The 15,904-nt window shown below is 32.1% G+C and carries 17 protein-coding genes; 16 read left to right on the top strand and 1 reads right to left on the bottom strand.

All coding sequences use genetic code 11. From position 1 onward, the window contains the following. Window positions 1-4: 4 nt before the first annotated feature. The 9 genes from B5X47_RS02095 to B5X47_RS02055 all read left to right on the top strand — a co-directional run bounded on the left by B5X47_RS02095 (window position 5) and on the right by B5X47_RS02055 (window position 6,981). On the top strand, window positions 5-2,344 hold the full coding sequence (locus B5X47_RS02095) for a phage tail tape measure protein (RefSeq protein WP_079588562.1): 2,340 nt from the start codon (window positions 5-7) through the stop codon (window positions 2,342-2,344). Next, complete coding sequence (locus B5X47_RS02090) at window positions 2,341-2,712, top strand: hypothetical protein (RefSeq protein ID WP_079588561.1); 372 nt, start codon at window positions 2,341-2,343, stop codon at window positions 2,710-2,712. Before B5X47_RS02095 ends, B5X47_RS02090 begins: the two co-directional genes overlap by 4 nt. Window positions 2,713-2,714: 2 nt before the next feature. After that, window positions 2,715-4,394 (top strand): phage tail protein, encoded by a 1,680-nt coding sequence (locus B5X47_RS02085; protein WP_079588560.1) that lies wholly within the window; start codon window positions 2,715-2,717, stop codon window positions 4,392-4,394. Further along, complete coding sequence (locus B5X47_RS02080) at window positions 4,394-4,615, top strand: hypothetical protein (protein ID WP_079588559.1); 222 nt, start codon at window positions 4,394-4,396, stop codon at window positions 4,613-4,615. The genes B5X47_RS02085 and B5X47_RS02080 overlap by 1 nt, the downstream gene beginning before the upstream one ends. 17 nt (window positions 4,616-4,632) lie before the next feature. Then, window positions 4,633-5,382 (top strand): hypothetical protein, encoded by a 750-nt coding sequence (locus tag B5X47_RS02075; protein WP_079588558.1) that lies wholly within the window; start codon window positions 4,633-4,635, stop codon window positions 5,380-5,382. 136 nt (window positions 5,383-5,518) lie between these two features. After that, window positions 5,519-5,794: a hemolysin XhlA family protein gene (locus tag B5X47_RS02070; protein WP_079588557.1), complete on the top strand. Its 276-nt coding sequence runs from the start codon at window positions 5,519-5,521 to the stop codon at window positions 5,792-5,794. Beyond that, the gene (locus B5X47_RS02065; RefSeq protein WP_079588556.1) at window positions 5,795-6,166 is read left to right on the top strand and encodes a hypothetical protein; all 372 of its coding nucleotides are present in this window, start codon (window positions 5,795-5,797) and stop codon (window positions 6,164-6,166) included. Between the two features lie 9 nt (window positions 6,167-6,175). Beyond that, complete coding sequence (locus B5X47_RS02060; RefSeq protein WP_079588555.1) at window positions 6,176-6,781, top strand: C40 family peptidase; 606 nt, start codon at window positions 6,176-6,178, stop codon at window positions 6,779-6,781. Beyond that, complete coding sequence (locus B5X47_RS02055) at window positions 6,778-6,981, top strand: phage holin family protein (RefSeq protein WP_079588554.1); 204 nt, start codon at window positions 6,778-6,780, stop codon at window positions 6,979-6,981. The genes B5X47_RS02060 and B5X47_RS02055 overlap by 4 nt, the downstream gene beginning before the upstream one ends. Window positions 6,982-7,079: 98 nt before the next feature. On the opposite strand, the gene B5X47_RS02050 is transcribed toward B5X47_RS02055, so the two are convergent. Next, the gene (locus B5X47_RS02050; protein WP_079588553.1) at window positions 7,080-8,900 is read right to left on the bottom strand and encodes a P-loop ATPase, Sll1717 family; all 1,821 of its coding nucleotides are present in this window, start codon (window positions 8,898-8,900) and stop codon (window positions 7,080-7,082) included. A 559-nt stretch (window positions 8,901-9,459) separates the two neighbouring features. On the opposite strand from B5X47_RS02050, the gene dapF reads away from it, so the two are divergent. The 7 genes from dapF (at window position 9,460) to priA (ending at window position 15,850) form a co-directional block, all read left to right on the top strand. Then, window positions 9,460-10,305 (top strand): diaminopimelate epimerase, encoded by an 846-nt coding sequence (gene dapF / locus B5X47_RS02045; RefSeq protein WP_079588552.1) that lies wholly within the window; start codon window positions 9,460-9,462, stop codon window positions 10,303-10,305. Continuing rightward, window positions 10,290-11,174, top strand: a complete 885-nt coding sequence (locus B5X47_RS02040) for a YicC/YloC family endoribonuclease (RefSeq protein WP_242950985.1) — start codon at window positions 10,290-10,292, stop codon at window positions 11,172-11,174. Before dapF ends, B5X47_RS02040 begins: the two co-directional genes overlap by 16 nt. 14 nt (window positions 11,175-11,188) lie before the next feature. Beyond that, on the top strand, window positions 11,189-11,446 hold the full coding sequence (gene remA, locus B5X47_RS02035) for an extracellular matrix/biofilm regulator RemA (RefSeq protein ID WP_013362073.1): 258 nt from the start codon (window positions 11,189-11,191) through the stop codon (window positions 11,444-11,446). 15 nt (window positions 11,447-11,461) lie between these two features. Further along, entirely contained in the window at window positions 11,462-12,076 is a 615-nt protein-coding gene (gene gmk / locus B5X47_RS02030; protein WP_079588551.1) for a guanylate kinase, read from the top strand. Window position 12,077: 1 nt separating this feature from the next. Beyond that, window positions 12,078-12,332, top strand: a complete 255-nt coding sequence (gene rpoZ / locus B5X47_RS02025) for a DNA-directed RNA polymerase subunit omega (protein WP_013362071.1) — start codon at window positions 12,078-12,080, stop codon at window positions 12,330-12,332. Further along, complete coding sequence (coaBC, locus tag B5X47_RS02020; protein WP_079588550.1) at window positions 12,333-13,529, top strand: bifunctional phosphopantothenoylcysteine decarboxylase/phosphopantothenate--cysteine ligase CoaBC; 1,197 nt, start codon at window positions 12,333-12,335, stop codon at window positions 13,527-13,529. 74 nt (window positions 13,530-13,603) lie between these two features. After that, on the top strand, window positions 13,604-15,850 hold the full coding sequence (priA, locus tag B5X47_RS02015) for a replication restart helicase PriA (protein WP_079588549.1): 2,247 nt from the start codon (window positions 13,604-13,606) through the stop codon (window positions 15,848-15,850). Window positions 15,851-15,904: the final 54 nt, after the last annotated feature.

Below are 15,904 nucleotides of genomic sequence, written 5' to 3'. Positions count from 1 at the left end.
GATTTTGGCAGGTAACATAAAAGGAGTAATTATAGAAATAGGCGGGAACACCACTAAACTTCAAACAGCGCTTAATGATGTGAATAAGAATACTAAAAATGTTCAAACAGAACTTAAGGCAGTAGAAAGACTTTTAAAATTTGACCCAGGAAATACAGAAGCATTAGCGCAGAAGCAAAAGCTTTTAGCGGAGCAAATAGAAAACACTAAGAGTAAATTAGATACTTTAAAAGATGCACAAGAGCAAGCAAAAAAACAACTTGCAGAAGGTAAAATTGGTGAAGAACAATATAGAGCTGTTGCAAGGGAAGTAGAATTTACAACAAAGCAACTAAAAGATTTAGAAGAAGAATTAAAATCCACTAATAATAAGTGGAAAGAGTTTGGCGATAAAGCAAATGAAGCTGGCGAGAAAATGAAAGGTGTCGGCGAAAAGATGAGTTTAGGCATAACTGCACCTATCATGGCAATAGGGGCAGGTGCTATGGTAGCTTTCAATGAAGTTGATGGGGCTCTAGACACAATTGTAACTAAGACTGGCGCAACTGGAGAAGCTATAGAAACTCTTAGTAGTTCTTTTGATAATGTGGCAGGAAATGGACCTTATGAAATTCAAGCAGTTGGAGATGCAATAGGTGAAGTAAATACTCAGTTTGGACTTCTAGGTCCTGAACTAGAACAAACTACTGAATTAATGTTAAGATTCTCTGCGATAAATGGCCAAGATGTAACATCATCTACAATAAGTAGTAAGCAAGCTATAGAAGCTTTTGGTTTAACTGCAGCAGATATTCCTACTGTGCTTGATGCAGTAACAAAGACTGCACAAAACACAGGAATAGCTACAGATAAACTATTTGATTCTATAATAAAGGGTGCTCCACAATTGAAAGCATTAGGGTTGGATTTTGCTACATCAGCAGCAGTAATGGGTAGATTTGAGCAAAAAGGTATAGATGGCGGAAAAGCTTTGTCCTATATGGCTAAAGCTCAGGTTACTTTTGCTAAGGATGGAAAAACACTGCAAGAAGGAATGGGAGGGTTAATTGAAACTCTAGGAACTACAAGCAGTGAAACAGAAAGGCTTACTTTAGCTTCTGAATATTTTGGAAGCAAGGGCGCTGCATTTATGCTTAATGCTATTGAACAAGGTGCATTATCATTAGGTGATTTCAAGAATGCAGCCACAGATGCTACTGGAGCAGTTAATTCAACTTTTGAAGGAACACTTGATCCAATAGATAACTACACTACTGCTATGAATAATTTGAAGTTAGTAGGAAATGATTTAGCTTCAATCATGCAAGAAGTTATGGCACCAGCATTAGTAACTATATCTGAAAAATTACAAGAGTTTGCTACATGGTTTAAAGATTTGCCTGGACCAGTAAAAGAAACTATGGTTGTTATCGCAGGACTTGCTGCTGCAATTGGTCCTTTGCTAATTATATTCGGAACAATAGCAAGTTCTATAACATCTATAATTACTGTGTTTGGTACATTAGGAACTACCTTTGCAACAATTGGTGCAGCAGTAGCTCCATTAGGTGCTGCAATAGGAGCAATATCTTTACCTGTAGTTGCAGTTGTAGCTGCAGTAGGAGTACTGATAGCAGCAGGAGTAGCTCTATATAAAAACTGGGACGAAGTTAAAGCTTTTGCTCTAAAGACTTGGGAAGATATTAAGACTACCATTTTAGGGATACTAGATAAAGTTAAAGCTGATTTTAATAAATTTGGTACAGATATATCTACTTTATGGACTAATACATGGAATAGTGTTAAAACATTTATTTCAGACACTCTAAGTAATATAAGAATATTTATTACAACATTTATTCAAGTTATAAAAGATAGCTGGAATATGTTTGGAGAAAATCTAAAAATTGTTACAACAGCAATGTGGGATGGAATAAAGAATACTTTTTCTGTAAAAATTGAAGAAGCAAAAGATCTTGTAAGAAGAGGACTAGATGCTATAGTAGGATTCTTTAGAAATTTAAAGATACCACAGTTTAAGATTCCATTACCGCATTTTAAAATTAATGGTTCTTTTAGTCTTAATCCTCCATCAGTTCCTAAACTTGGTGTGGACTGGTATGACAAAGGTGGAATTTTTACAGGACCTACTGTAATTGGAGTTGGAGAAAAGAGACCTGAATTTGTTGGTGCGCTTGATGATTTAAGAAAAATAGTGAGAGAAGAATCTAACGAAGGCCAAAAGATAGAAAACAATTTTAATATATCTTCTCTTATTGTTAGAGAAGAAGCTGATATTAAAAAAATAGCTAGAGAATTGTATGATATGCAGAAAAGAACAGGAAGGGGGCTTGGAATGGCATGATAGGATTTAGCTTTAATGGAGTACATTCAAATTTTTATGATCTGCATATTAAAACGATAGTACCACCAAAGCCACCCAAGCCTAGGTATAAAGAAGTTAAAGTAATTGGAAAAGATGGAACATACAAATTTCTTGATGGATATGAAGATATTCCTATACAGTTTGATGTATTGATTTTAGGAACAATAAGTGAAAGGCGAGAAAAAATTAGAAATATTGGAGCATGGCTACAAGGAGAACACAATCTAGTAATTGACTATGATAATTTGGTAGTCTACAAAGCATGCTTAGTAGATATGGTCACACAAAAATTTGATATAAATTTTGAGGTTTTGAGAATTACTTTTAGTGCTAGGTTGGTGGTTTAGTAATGAAAATATTAGACAATAATCTAAACTTTATAGTAAATCTTGACAATATACTTGATGCCAAAATAAAGCAAGGAATTAATAAGGAATACAATCTTGAATTTACAGCTATCTTAGATTCTACTGCTAAAAATTATATTAATCATAACTATATAGTAGAAGCAGATGAAAATTATTTTGATATTGTTACTTTTGAACAGTATAGAAATGATGCTGGTTTATTTGTAAAAGCTTATTGTGAACATATATCTTATAGATTAAATAAAGTGGAGTATGATAAGGATTACTTCACTGAGGATGGAACTCCAGAATATATACTTTCTAAAATATTAGAAGGTACTGGATTTATTGTTAGTACTGTAGATTTTAATCAAATCCAAACATTTTCAATTCAAGAAAAACTATCGTGTAGAGCTATTTTGCTTGAGTTTGCATCGTATATAGGTGCTGAAATTAAGTATGATAAATTCAACATTTCTTTATTACAGCGACTAGGAAGCATAACAGGCAAAGAATTTAAGATTGGAAAAGATATTATTGGAATAAGAAAATTTGTAGATGCTAGAGAAAATGTAAATGGAATTCCAAAGCTCGCATATGATATAGATGTTGTCGAGCTTAAAACATTACCTGAATTTGGGCAGTTTGAAGAGTTTGGTTTAGGAGATACAGTAAAAGTTATAGATCCTGATTTAGAAATAAATACTGAAGTTAGAATTATAAGTTATGAATATAATCCACTTGAAAAAATCAATTCAAAAGTTGAAATTCAAAATTTTTTTAGTACACTTGCTGATGATATTTTTAGAATACAAAGAGATACTCTTGCAAAAGGAAAATTATATCATGGAATTAGAATTAGTCCAGATATGGGATTCGAAGCAATTAGAAGTGACGAAAAAGCTAGAGCATGGTTTAATTCAGATACCTTAGCCATGCAATCTAAAGAAGATGGCCAGTGGAAAAATAAGCTCTGGTTTGACCCACTTGAAGGAGTTTATAAATTTGATGGTTTATTATCAGCAACTGCTATTGAAGCTATCTCTGCAGAAATAGACGTAGTAGTTTCTGAGACAGTGATAGTTAATAACCTATATGCAAGTAGAGGTAGAATTGCGGAGCTAACAGTAGACCACCTTTTAACAGGAGATTTTTTAAAAGGTGATGAAACTCTATTCTACATTGAGGCAGAAAAGCAATTTTTAAAATTCATGCAAGCTCAGCGAAATGATAGCCTTCCTATGGTTCAATACACAACTAGAGATGGAGCGCTTTTGTTCTGGACAGATGAATATCAAAAAGAAATGCATACAGCAGAAACAGATTATCCAGTAATGGTATATCAGTATGATGCTATTCCAGTTATGCAGATGCAGTTTGAAGAAATTACTGATTCTGTTGGCAATTTAAGAGTTCCTACAATAACATTAGGCAGAGGAGATGGAGTTACTCCAATGTCAAGCAAAGGTAGAATTTATAAAGATCGTAAAGGTATGGTAGTTGAGTACTTCAAAAGTAATTCTGGTGATAGGCTCGCAGTTACTATTACAGATGATGGAATTGAAGTTCCAGGAAACACAGGTCCTAAAGGCTTAAGAAATATAGCAGTAGGAGCAACACCACCGACTAGCCCACAGAATAACGATTTATGGATTGATACTACGGGAGGAGTGATGTCTTAATGCCAGAAAAGTTAATGCGATGGAATGGTAGTGAGTGGGTTGAAGTAACGAGTTTAGTAAGAAATGAAGTGACTACAGTGGTTGGATTACGAAAGAAGTTGGAAGATAATTTGGTTCCCATTACACCAGCAGATGTAGCATTATTTGTTGATATTGACTTTATTAGAAAGGATTTAAATGTCAATTATGATGTTCGTGTTTCGGGCTTAACGAAGCTGTAAAAAAAGGAGATAGATATATGGCTCTAGTTCAAAATAAATATAGTTTTTCTTATGCGCCGTTAGCAGGTGATTTAGCATATTCAAAGCAAAATAGAATACTACTGGAAATTGTTAACTTTTTAATAAATAATGGTTGCACAATGGTATATTCCTATTATCCAGCAGCTACAGATACTAGTTCTAACAGATACACATTTCATGTTAGAGGCAATATTTATATAAATATTTATTTTAGTGGTCCATCAACTTTAAGTCTTAATTCGGGTTTTGGTCCTTTAAATTCTAGTGGTAATATAAATGGATATATGAATAATGCGCGTTCTATTTCTCCATTACCTTCAAGTGGGGTTTTAGCAATGAATTATGTATCATCTAATAATTATAAAATATTTTTATTGAATGATTATTATGTATTTTCTTGTTGTTTGTTTAACAAAGGATGGGTTAATTGCGAATATCATAATAATAGATTTGTTTTGGAGTTAGATGGTTTGTATTTTTTTTGCTCAAAAGTAACAGTGGAAAATAGTTTTAGCATGACCGATATTAATGATAAACATTTATTGCTAAATCCAATATTTACTTTTAATAAGGTACCAAAGAATGCTAATGATTTTAAAATTGATGATGATATTATTTATGTGGGTGAGTGTTATGTATATCCAGCAAGTATGGGCACCTTGCAAGAAAATATTTTTTATCAGGCAAGTGATGGTACTAAATATTTTAATGGTGGTTTATTATCAAAAATATTAATAGTTGACTAAAAAGGAGAAACTAATGTTTACAGGATTATTACTAATAGGCTTAACGTACTTAATACTGACAGTAATTATGTTATTTTGGAATAGATGATAATCTAATTATTTAGTTAAAGGAGCACCTTTATACTGGAGGGAGAGCATGATAGAAGAAAAACTATGTACTGAAAAACATAAGAACATTGAAGATAAGTTTGAAAACCATCAAAAAAAATTAGACGAGCATTCAGATGAAATTGATGATATAAAAGAAACTATAGGAACTATAAAAGTAGATAATCGTGAGTTTAAAACTAAAATTACAGAATTATGCAAGCAGCTCACAGAACTAACAACTACTATTCGCTGGTTTATTGGATTAATAGTAGGCGGTTTTGTAGGTTTCTTTTTTTATATGGTCCAGCAAGGGGTGTTATAGATGTCACCAAGAAAATCTATATCAGAGCTTGAAGCAGAACTAAAAGCTGCAAAAGAAAAAGAGAAAATTAAAGTTAGAGAACGAAGATATGTTGAAGCTAGTAAGCTAACTCTCTTTATTATTGTAGGCATCGTAATAGGTGCTTTTTTTATTGCTTCTTTTTTGGCCATAATAACTGGAGATACCACTTCGGCCACAAAAAATCTAGAAATTTTGACGAATTGGGCACAAATAGTCCTCGTGGCTATAATTGCTAAAAGTGGTTTCGAAAATCTCTCTAAAGGCAAAATACGAAGTCGAATTATAGCAAATAAGATTAGAAATAATGAAAATGTTACTGAAGGAGCTGAAGATTTTAGAAATGGTGTATAGGAGGAAGAAATGATAAACAGGAACAAAATTCTTGAAGCAGCTTTAATGCTGAAAAGTAAAAACATTAAATATAAGCTTGGAGCTAAGGCAATGCCACCAACAATTCCGAAGGTATTAGATTGTTCAGGATTTGTAAGGTACTGCTATAAAATAGTAGGAGTTGATATACCAGATGGAACTTGGTATCAGTGGCATGCGAGTAATTCAATAAAAGTATCAGATTTGAAAATAGGAGATTTAGGATTTAAACATGATCCAGGAGTTGAAAGAGGAATAAATCATATAGGAATCTATGCTGGAGATGGGAAGTGGATTCATTGTAATGCTAGTAGAAACGGCATCACTTTAGAAAAAACAACTATATTTCCTTATGCACGAAGAATCAAAGGTGTAAGTTTTACTAATGTGAAACCAGAGGAGGATGAGGACATGGCCAGAAAACCTGTATCACAAAAAGAACTAGATTATGGGATAGATGCTATAAATAACCTTGCTAAATTAAAGATTATTAATAGTCCAGAGAGACATATTGCTGATTTAAAAGAATATCCTTGGGACTGGAAAATGTGGGTTATACAGAATAATATTGCGGAAAAGTGTGGGGGTACTAAATGAAAATAGACTGGAAAAGGAAGTTATCTAGCAGGAAGTTTTGGGCAGCTCTTATAGGTTTTATAACGGCCATTCTTGTAGCTATTAATTTTACTGAAGCTGAAATAGCTCAAATAACAGCTATAGTTTCAGCATTTGCTACTTTGATTATATATATTCTAACTGAGGGATATGTGGACGGAAAAAGAGAAGATAATATATAAAAAAAATAGCCTACTCCTTAAATGTAGTAGGCTATTTTTTTTGCTATTAATTTTATGTTAATATTATTCTAAATCACCTTTTAAAATCACAGGAAAATTTATGGTAAAAGATAAATCTCAATAGCCTCATCACATTTATCTTTTTTATTATTATATCTTACATTAAATTTTACTTTACACTTATGGATATTTTGACCATTCTTGATATTTTTATAATTACGTAATGGAGCAAAATAATCAACATCCTTCGCTTTTATAAAGGAGAATCCTTTGTTTATTGAGACATTTATAACTTCGCCTTGGTGCTCTTCCTTTTTAATAGCAGTTGTTTTTTTATTTACAGGAGGTTTAAAAGCTGGATTTTTAATAGAACAAAGATATTTTCTTAATGCTGGGTGTACAAGAATATTATACATATAACCTGTTAAGATTTCTTCTTCTCCTCTTGAAGCCCACCTTTGCACACCTTTACTAATATTTCCAATTACACCAATTCTAAATAAGTCATCTAATAATTCATCGGGTTTATTAAGTACATTAGGAATAGGGTTAAATAATTTTTTTGTATTTTCGACCTGTATTAGAAATTCTTCATAAGTGAATTCCTTATAATAACCGTAAAATATTTTTCTGATTGCTTTTAATTCTTCACTGTTATATTTTGCTTTTAATTCTTCAATAGTTTCCATCCAGCTATCTTTAGAATATTCAATTATAATATGAGAGAACAATTTATTATCAAAAGTTTCATCACTTGGCCTCATAGTTTTTGCTAAAGTTAAAATCCTAATAATATCTCTAGGTCTAAACCAAGTTAATCTTAAAATATACTGCTCCATATCCTGACCTTCAGTAGTAGATCCAAACCACTTATTCCATATTTTATCGCTAGTTACTTCGTGACTTCCTGCATTTTTTTCTGAAAGTCTAATTCTATTAATAAATAATTCTATAAGGGGATGTCGAGTGCCTACAGCACAAGCTTCATTCCAATATATGGGATATCCATAGCTAGATATATATTTATTTACTTCCTTTCCCGATGCATCAACTGATAACAATACCTCGCTTCTTACACTACAAATGATTTTTATATTTAAAGATTGTTTTTCAAAGAGCTGATTCATTCTATAAACAGAAATTATTAAGTCTCTGATTAAAATTTGATCTCTACGATAACTTTCTTCTGATTCGTAACTCAACTCTAATTCATCTACAAATATAAACATTTTTCTATTTAAAGGAATAATATCTGCTAATAGTCTATCGGCTGTACTAACTGCATCATTCAATTTAGATTTATTGGTTTGAATATCATCAAAATTAAACTCAAAACCTAGTTTAGCCCCTAAATTGCCATCAAAAATTGCTCCATTTATTTCTACAGTAGCTTTAGCCAAACTTTTCTGAATTTTTTTAAATTTAGTATCCGGAAAAGGGTTTGTTACAAACTTTTCATATGTGTCCCATGCAGGATTTCCTTCAAACAATAAATTATCTTTTCCATGGTTTGAAGAAATATTTTCAACAATATGGCGGTGAAGTAACCATTTCCATATAATCTCATAATCAGCATTACTATAATTTTCTAAAGAATTCACAAAATTCTTGTCAATTAAACGAATCATATTTTCTTTATCATATGTATTGAAATTACTTTTAAATAGTATAAAAGAGTTTAATGAATTTAATTCTTCTTCCGCCATAATACCAATATATCTAAGTAAAGCTGTTTTCCCAGTTCCTTTTAATCCAGTTATAAAGCAGTAATGTTTTTCCCAAAAGCTTTTAACATCCAAATTTTCAGGTATTATATAGGTTTCTATAAACCTTTCTTTAACTTCGGGTGTTGCTTTAATTAATTCATCTTTTGCATCCATCATACCTACATGCAGATCTTTCATTTTTAATTTCTCCATAGTTTCCCCCTAAAAAATAATATTAGAATTATACCATATATTATTAATAGTATACATTCAACTTAGGCTTGATTATTATTATATTTACAGGGTATAATTATATTGAAAAATAAATCGAACTTACGAAGTTAATTTTTTACTGGGTTACTTACTTGTAATCTAGATTAATTGGGTAAATCCAATAGCGCAATGACGAGACTCTAGTCTCGTCATTTTTTTGTACATAAATTAATCTATTTTTAATACTACTTACTATTTATGTGATTTTAATACTATGATATAAATTTTTTTATATCGTAATATTTTTATACTTAAATTAATATGTCGCTCTATTTTTTCATAGTAAAAAAGAGTAGTCCTTTAAGGGCTTACTCTCTTTTTTTGTTTGGACAAATTTAGGACAAATTTTGTTTAAATTTTTCATAAACTATGGTAATCTATTTTTTACAAGTCGGTTTTATTGTTCAAAATATTTATATGCTTTATTGAATAGTGATGTATATTAAAAAAATACCATAATATACACTAATGGAAAAATACCTTGTAAAGGAAGTGTCTTATGTTATTTTGGAAGATGCAAGGTGCAGGCAATGATTTCATATTGTTTAATAATTTGGATGGAAGATATGTGGACTATTCACAGCTTGCAAAAAAATTATGTGATAGACATTTTGGAATAGGCGCGGATGGTATGATGGCTTGCGAAAAATCTACAAGCTGTGACATAAAAATGGTCTACTATAATCAAGATGGTAGTAAAGCAGATATGTGTGGCAATGGAATAAGGTGTTTTTCTAAATTTATTTATGAAAATAAAATTGTTGATAAGACTTCTTTTTTAGTAGAAGCAGCGGCTAGGAATTACGATATTAGCTTGATTACTCAAAATGACGAAGTTAAGCTAGTTAAGGTAGAGATGGGATTACCTACCCTAGAACCTAAACTAATTCCAGCTCTAACAAATTATGCTGAGTTTATAAATGAAGAAATTGTAATTGAGGATAGAAAATTTCTTGCAAGCGCTGTTTTAATTGGGGTTCCGCATTTAGTAATTTTTGAAGATGATATATCACTACAAGAATTGGATTATTACGGCTCCAGACTTGAACAAAATACAAAACTATTTCCTAAGAAAATAAATGTTAATTTTGTAAAGATAATAGATAAATCAACTATTGGTGTAAAAACTTATGAAAGAGGTTGTGGCTACACCTTAGCTTGTGGAACAGGGATGACATCGAGTGCATATATAGCAAATAAACTAGGCCTTGTAAATGACAAAGTAAAAGTTAGTTCTCCAGGGGGCGAGGTTGAAATAGAAATCCTAAAAGAAAAGCTTTATATGACTGGACCAGCTCAGAAAATATGTGATGGAAGGGTGGATGACGATTGGCTATTAGCATGACTGGATTTGGAAGAGGAGAATGTAAGACTGAAAAGTTTCAATTTACAGTGGAGGTAAAGTCCATAAATCACAGGTATCTTGATATAAATGTTAAGATGCCAAGAAAGATTATGCTTTTAGAAGAATGGGTCAGACAGCAAATAAAAAAGTATGTGCAAAGAGGTAGGGTAGAAGTTTTTATCAGAATGGAAAACATAGGTATCTCAGATGCAAAACTTTCAGTTGACACTGAGCTTGCGAAAGGATATTATGAATCTCTAGTTTTAATTAAAGACACCTTAAATACAAGAGATGATATTACAACTTCAGTTATAGGAAGATTCCCTGATGTAATAGTAAGCAGTGAAAATGAGCTAGACCAAGAGGAAATTCTATCCGTTTTAGAATCAGCTTTAGTGGGCGCTCTTACAGAGCTTAAGAAAATGAGAGAAACAGAAGGACAACTACTTCAAAAGGATACTCTTGAGCGTTGTGACGTTTTGGAAAAGGATATATTATCTGTAGAGGCATTGGCAGCTGATGTCGAAGCTGAATATAGAAATAAAATAAAACAAAAATTAGATGAATTTTTAAAGGTTTATGGATTTGAGTCAGATCCTCAAAGAGTACTTCAAGAAGCTGCACTGTATGCCGATAGAAGTAGTATTACTGAAGAAATCGTAAGATTTAAAACTCATATATCTCAGCTTAGAGACACAGTTATTAGCAATGATGGACTTGGAAGAAAGATGGACTTCTTACTTCAAGAAATGAATAGAGAAATCAATACTATTGGCTCGAAATCCTCTAACATAGATGTTACTTCTTATGTGGTAGATTTGAAAAGCCAGCTAGAAAAAGTTAGAGAACAGATACAAAACATAGAGTAGGAGTTGCCAATCATATGAAATTGATTAATATCGGTTTTGGTAATGTTGTTTCTGCTGCTAAGGTAGTAGCTATAGTAAGCCCAGAATCTGCACCCATTAAAAGAGTTATTCAAGATGCTAAGGATAAGGGCAGAGTCATTGATGCTACTTATGGAAGAAGAACGAGAGCAGTTATTATTACAGATAGTGATCATATAATTTTATGTCCAGTTCAGCCAGAAACTATGGCACATCGCTGTAATATAAAAGATGAGGGTCATCACGAAGAGTAAAAATAGGAGATTAATATGAAGAAAAAAGGTTTATTAGTAGTAGTTTCTGGGCCATCTGGAGCCGGAAAAGGTACTATATGCAAAAACTTCATGGAGCTAAATAAAGAAATGCTCCTTTCGATTTCATCTACAACTAGAAATCCAAGAGAAAATGAAATAGATGGAGTAAATTATAATTTTATATCAAAGCAGGATTTTGAGGATTTGATAGGGACAGATTCCCTTTTGGAATATGTTCATGTATTTGGAAACTATTACGGAACACCTAAAAAATGGGTGCTTGAATGCATAGAAAAAGGAAAAGATGTGCTTCTTGAAATAGAAATAGTAGGGGCCATGAAAGTGAAAGAAAAGTATCCAGATGCTATTTTGGTTTTTGTTCTGCCTCCTTCACTTAAGGAGCTAAAAAATAGAATTGTAACTAGAGGGACAGAAACTATTGAACAAATAGAAAACAGAATGGCAAGAGCAATGCAAGAAATAAAAACTATAGAAAAATACGACTACTTTATTTTTAACGACAATTTGACTAGAGCAGTAGATGATCTTGAAGCTATAATAAGCGCAGAAAAAAACAAAGTGAACCGATACAGCCAGGAAATTGTCAAAATTTATGAGGAGGAATTATAATATGCTTTATCCATCTATTAATGATTTATTAAATAAGGCTGATAGCAGATATTGCCTTGTAAACGAGGTATCAAAGCGTGCAAGACAGCTAGTTGAAGGAAGCGACAAAATGGTAGAGACTGTAGAGGAAAAACCTGTATCAGTAGCTACATTTGAAGTTTTCGAAGAAAAAGTAACTTACAAGACTACATATTTTGAAGATTTTATGTTAAACGAGATGGAGGAAGCTTCTAAGGATAATAATGAGGTGAAATAAATGTCTAAAACAGTAGTTTTAGGAGTAAGTGGAGGAATTGCTGCATACAAGGCTTGTGATGTTGTATCTAGACTCAGAAAAGAAAACGTACAGGTTAATGTGATTATGACAAAACATGCTACTGAATTTGTATCAGCACTTACATTTCAGAGCATAAGCCAAAATCCAGTTGCAGTTGAGATGTTTGAACCAGTTACAAATTGGGATATTGAACACATATCTTTGGCAAAAAAAGCTGATATTTTTTTAATTGCGCCAGCTACTGCAAATGTAATTGGAAAAATAGCAAATGGAATTGCTGACGACATGCTTTCAACTACAGTCATGGCTACTAAAGCTCCTGTAGTAATAGCACCCGCTATGAATACTAATATGTATGAAAATCCTGTCACTCAGGCAAATATTCAAAAACTTAAGGATTTGGGATATATTTTTATTGAACCAGGATACGGAAGACTAGCCTGTGGAGATTTAGGACCAGGCAAGCTAGCTGAACCTGATTTAATAGTTGAAAATATAAAATTTTTACTTAACAAGACTGATGAGTTAAAAGGGAAAAATGTTCTAGTAACAGCTGGCCCGACTCAAGAAGCGATAGATCCAGTAAGATATATAACCAATAAATCGACTGGTAAGATGGGTTATGCTCTTGCATATCAAGCAGCGCTTATGGGCGCAAAGGTAACTCTTGTTACTGGTCCTACAAATCTTGAGATACCTTTTGGAATTTCTGAGGTTATTAAAGTTAAAAGTGCTCAGCAGATGTATGAGGCAGTGACTTCTAGCTTTGATGAAATGGATATTGTTATTAAGTCTGCTGCGGTTGCCGATTATAAGCCTAAAAATATTTCAGATTCAAAAATTAAAAAATCTGATTCAGATTTAGTATTGGAGCTAGACAGAAATAAGGATATTTTATTTGAGCTTGGAAAACTAAAAACAAAACAAGTTTTAGTGGGCTTTGCTGCTGAAACTGATGATCTAATCGCTAATGCGCAAAAAAAATTAGCGAAGAAAAATCTAGATTTTATAGTTGCAAATGATTTAAAACAAGAGGGAGCTGGTTTTGCAGGAGATACCAATATTGTAAAGCTGCTGTTTGCAGATGGAAATATTGAAGAGCTACCGATTATGACAAAAAATCAGTTATCAAAAGAAATTTATGATAAAATCATATATATAATGCACAATAAATAAGCACAATGTGCTTATTTTTGTTTTACTTTGAATATAACGAAGTAATAAATCAAGTCTAAGTCAGGTGGCTATGTATGGTTGAAAAATATTGTAAAGTAATATTAATTCAAAAATCTAGATATATAGATAAAAAATTTACATATAAAACTTATCTCGATGTTTGCTTAGGTCAAATAGTACATGTTCCGTTTGGAAGAGGTAATAAGCAATTGGAGGCTATAATTGTCGAAATTCAAGAAAAATTGCCTTGCGATGAGGATAAGCTAAAAGAGATAGTTTCTCTAGGAGAAAAAACAAATCTAGACTATGACAAGATTGCTCTTGCATTTTGGATTAGAGATTATTATATGTGTAGCTATTTAGATGCACTAAGCTTACTTTATCCGTCTCAAATTAGAAAAGGAAGTGCTAAGTTTGAGGATTTTGTTGTCCTAAAGGACAAGCTTGCTTTGCAGCTTGAGTATTTAGACTTAAAAACAAATGCACATGTAAAAAAATACTTATATAAATTGATACTGGATAATGTGGAGTTATCAAGGGATAAATTAAATGAAGAATTTAAGGGTAAAAATATTTCTGCATATATAAATAATCTTAAAGAAAAAGAAATAATTGAGATTAAAAGCAGCAGAATTTTTAGAGACTCAAGCAATGACAATATAAATAATACCACCTATATAAGGCATGCTTTAAATAAAGAGCAAAATAATATATTTGAAGAAATAAGTGATGAGCTGAGCACCAAAAACAGACCTGTTTTATTAAAAGGAATAACTGGATCTGGAAAGACAGAAATATATATGGAGCTCATAGACAAAATGATAGAAGAAGGTAAAGGCTCTATAGTATTAGTCCCTGAAATTTCACTTACTCCTCAAACCATTGCTAGATTTACAGCAAGATTTAAAGCAAAGGTAGCTGTCCTTCACAGTCACCTTAGCGTAGGGCAAAGATATGACGAATGGTCAAAGATAGAAAATATAGACGCTCCAGTAGTTATAGGGGCTCGCTCTGCGCTATTTGCTCCAGTTAGAAATCTAGGACTGATAGTCATAGATGAGTGCCATGAGGATGCATACAGGTCCGAGCTTAACCCAAAATATGATAGCGTAGAAGTAGCATGTAAATTAAATGAACTTCAAGCTGTCTCAGTAATATTAGGCTCAGCGACCCCAAAAGTAGAGCAATATTACAAAGCTAAAAATAAGGAATACAAGCTAGTTGAGCTAAGTAAAAGAGCAAATAACAAGCCTCTTCCTTCGATTGAGATAATAGATATGAAAGAAGATGCGAAATTAGGAAATTTGTCTTTTTTGAGCTTTAGCCTGCAAACTAAAATAAGTTCAGCTATGAAAAAAAAGGAGCAGGTAATTCTGTTTTTAAACAGAAGAGGATATGCGAATTTTTTAAGCTGTGATAGCTGTGGACATGTACCAAAATGCAAAAACTGCGATATTTCTCTTACCTATCATAAGAAAAACCAAACCTTAAGATGTCATTATTGCAATTTTGAAATTCCATTTCATAAATCATGTGAAAGCTGCAATGAAGGTACAATGAAAGATATTGGAATAGGAACTGAAAGAATTGAAGCTGAGGTAAGGGAGCTTTTTCCAGAGGCTAAGGTGTTTAGAATGGACAAAGACACTGTAAGCAGAAAAAACAGTCATAGCGAAATACTTTCAGCTTTTAAGCATACTAAAGGAGCTATACTTATTGGAACCCAAATGATAGGTAAAGGCTTGGATTTTCCAATGGTAAGCTTAGTAGGAGTTATAAATGCTGACCAAGGTTTAAATGCTCCAGATTTTAGAAGCTATGAGAGAATGTTTAGCCTTATTGAGCAGGTAGGCGGGAGAGCAGGCAGAGGGGATATAGATGGAAAGGTTTTAATTCAGACATTTTCGCCTGATAATTATGTTCTTAAATACATTTTAAATCATGATTTTGAAGGATTTTATAGTGAAGAAATAAAATTAAGAGAAACCTTTAACTATCTTCCATACAGTAATATAATCAGGGTACTTGTAAGCAGTGTAAATGAACAAAACGCAGCTAATAGCAGTATGCAAATTAAGGATGCAATTATTTTTTATTTAAAGAAAAAGTCTGTTCATAATGTCAATATTATGGGACCTTTTCCTTGTCTTGTAAGTAAAATAGAAAATAAATACAGATGGCAGATTTTAATAAAAGATAGTGAAGTTGAAATTCATTTAATTAAGAGTATAATAAACTATATACTTACAGAAAAAAGAAGTGTAGTTCTTCTAGACAATGTAAATGCTTCAGTTGATATAAATCCTATCAATATGGTATAAATTCTATAGATAGGGTATAAACTATAGTTAAGAATACTTTGTAATCGAGAGATT

Source organism: Acetoanaerobium noterae (assembly GCF_900168025.1).
Taxonomy (GTDB): Bacteria; Bacillota; Clostridia; order Peptostreptococcales; family Filifactoraceae; genus Acetoanaerobium; species Acetoanaerobium noterae.
The sequence above is the reverse complement of the archived record's forward strand: the minus strand, read 5'-3'. Positions and strand labels throughout refer to the sequence as shown.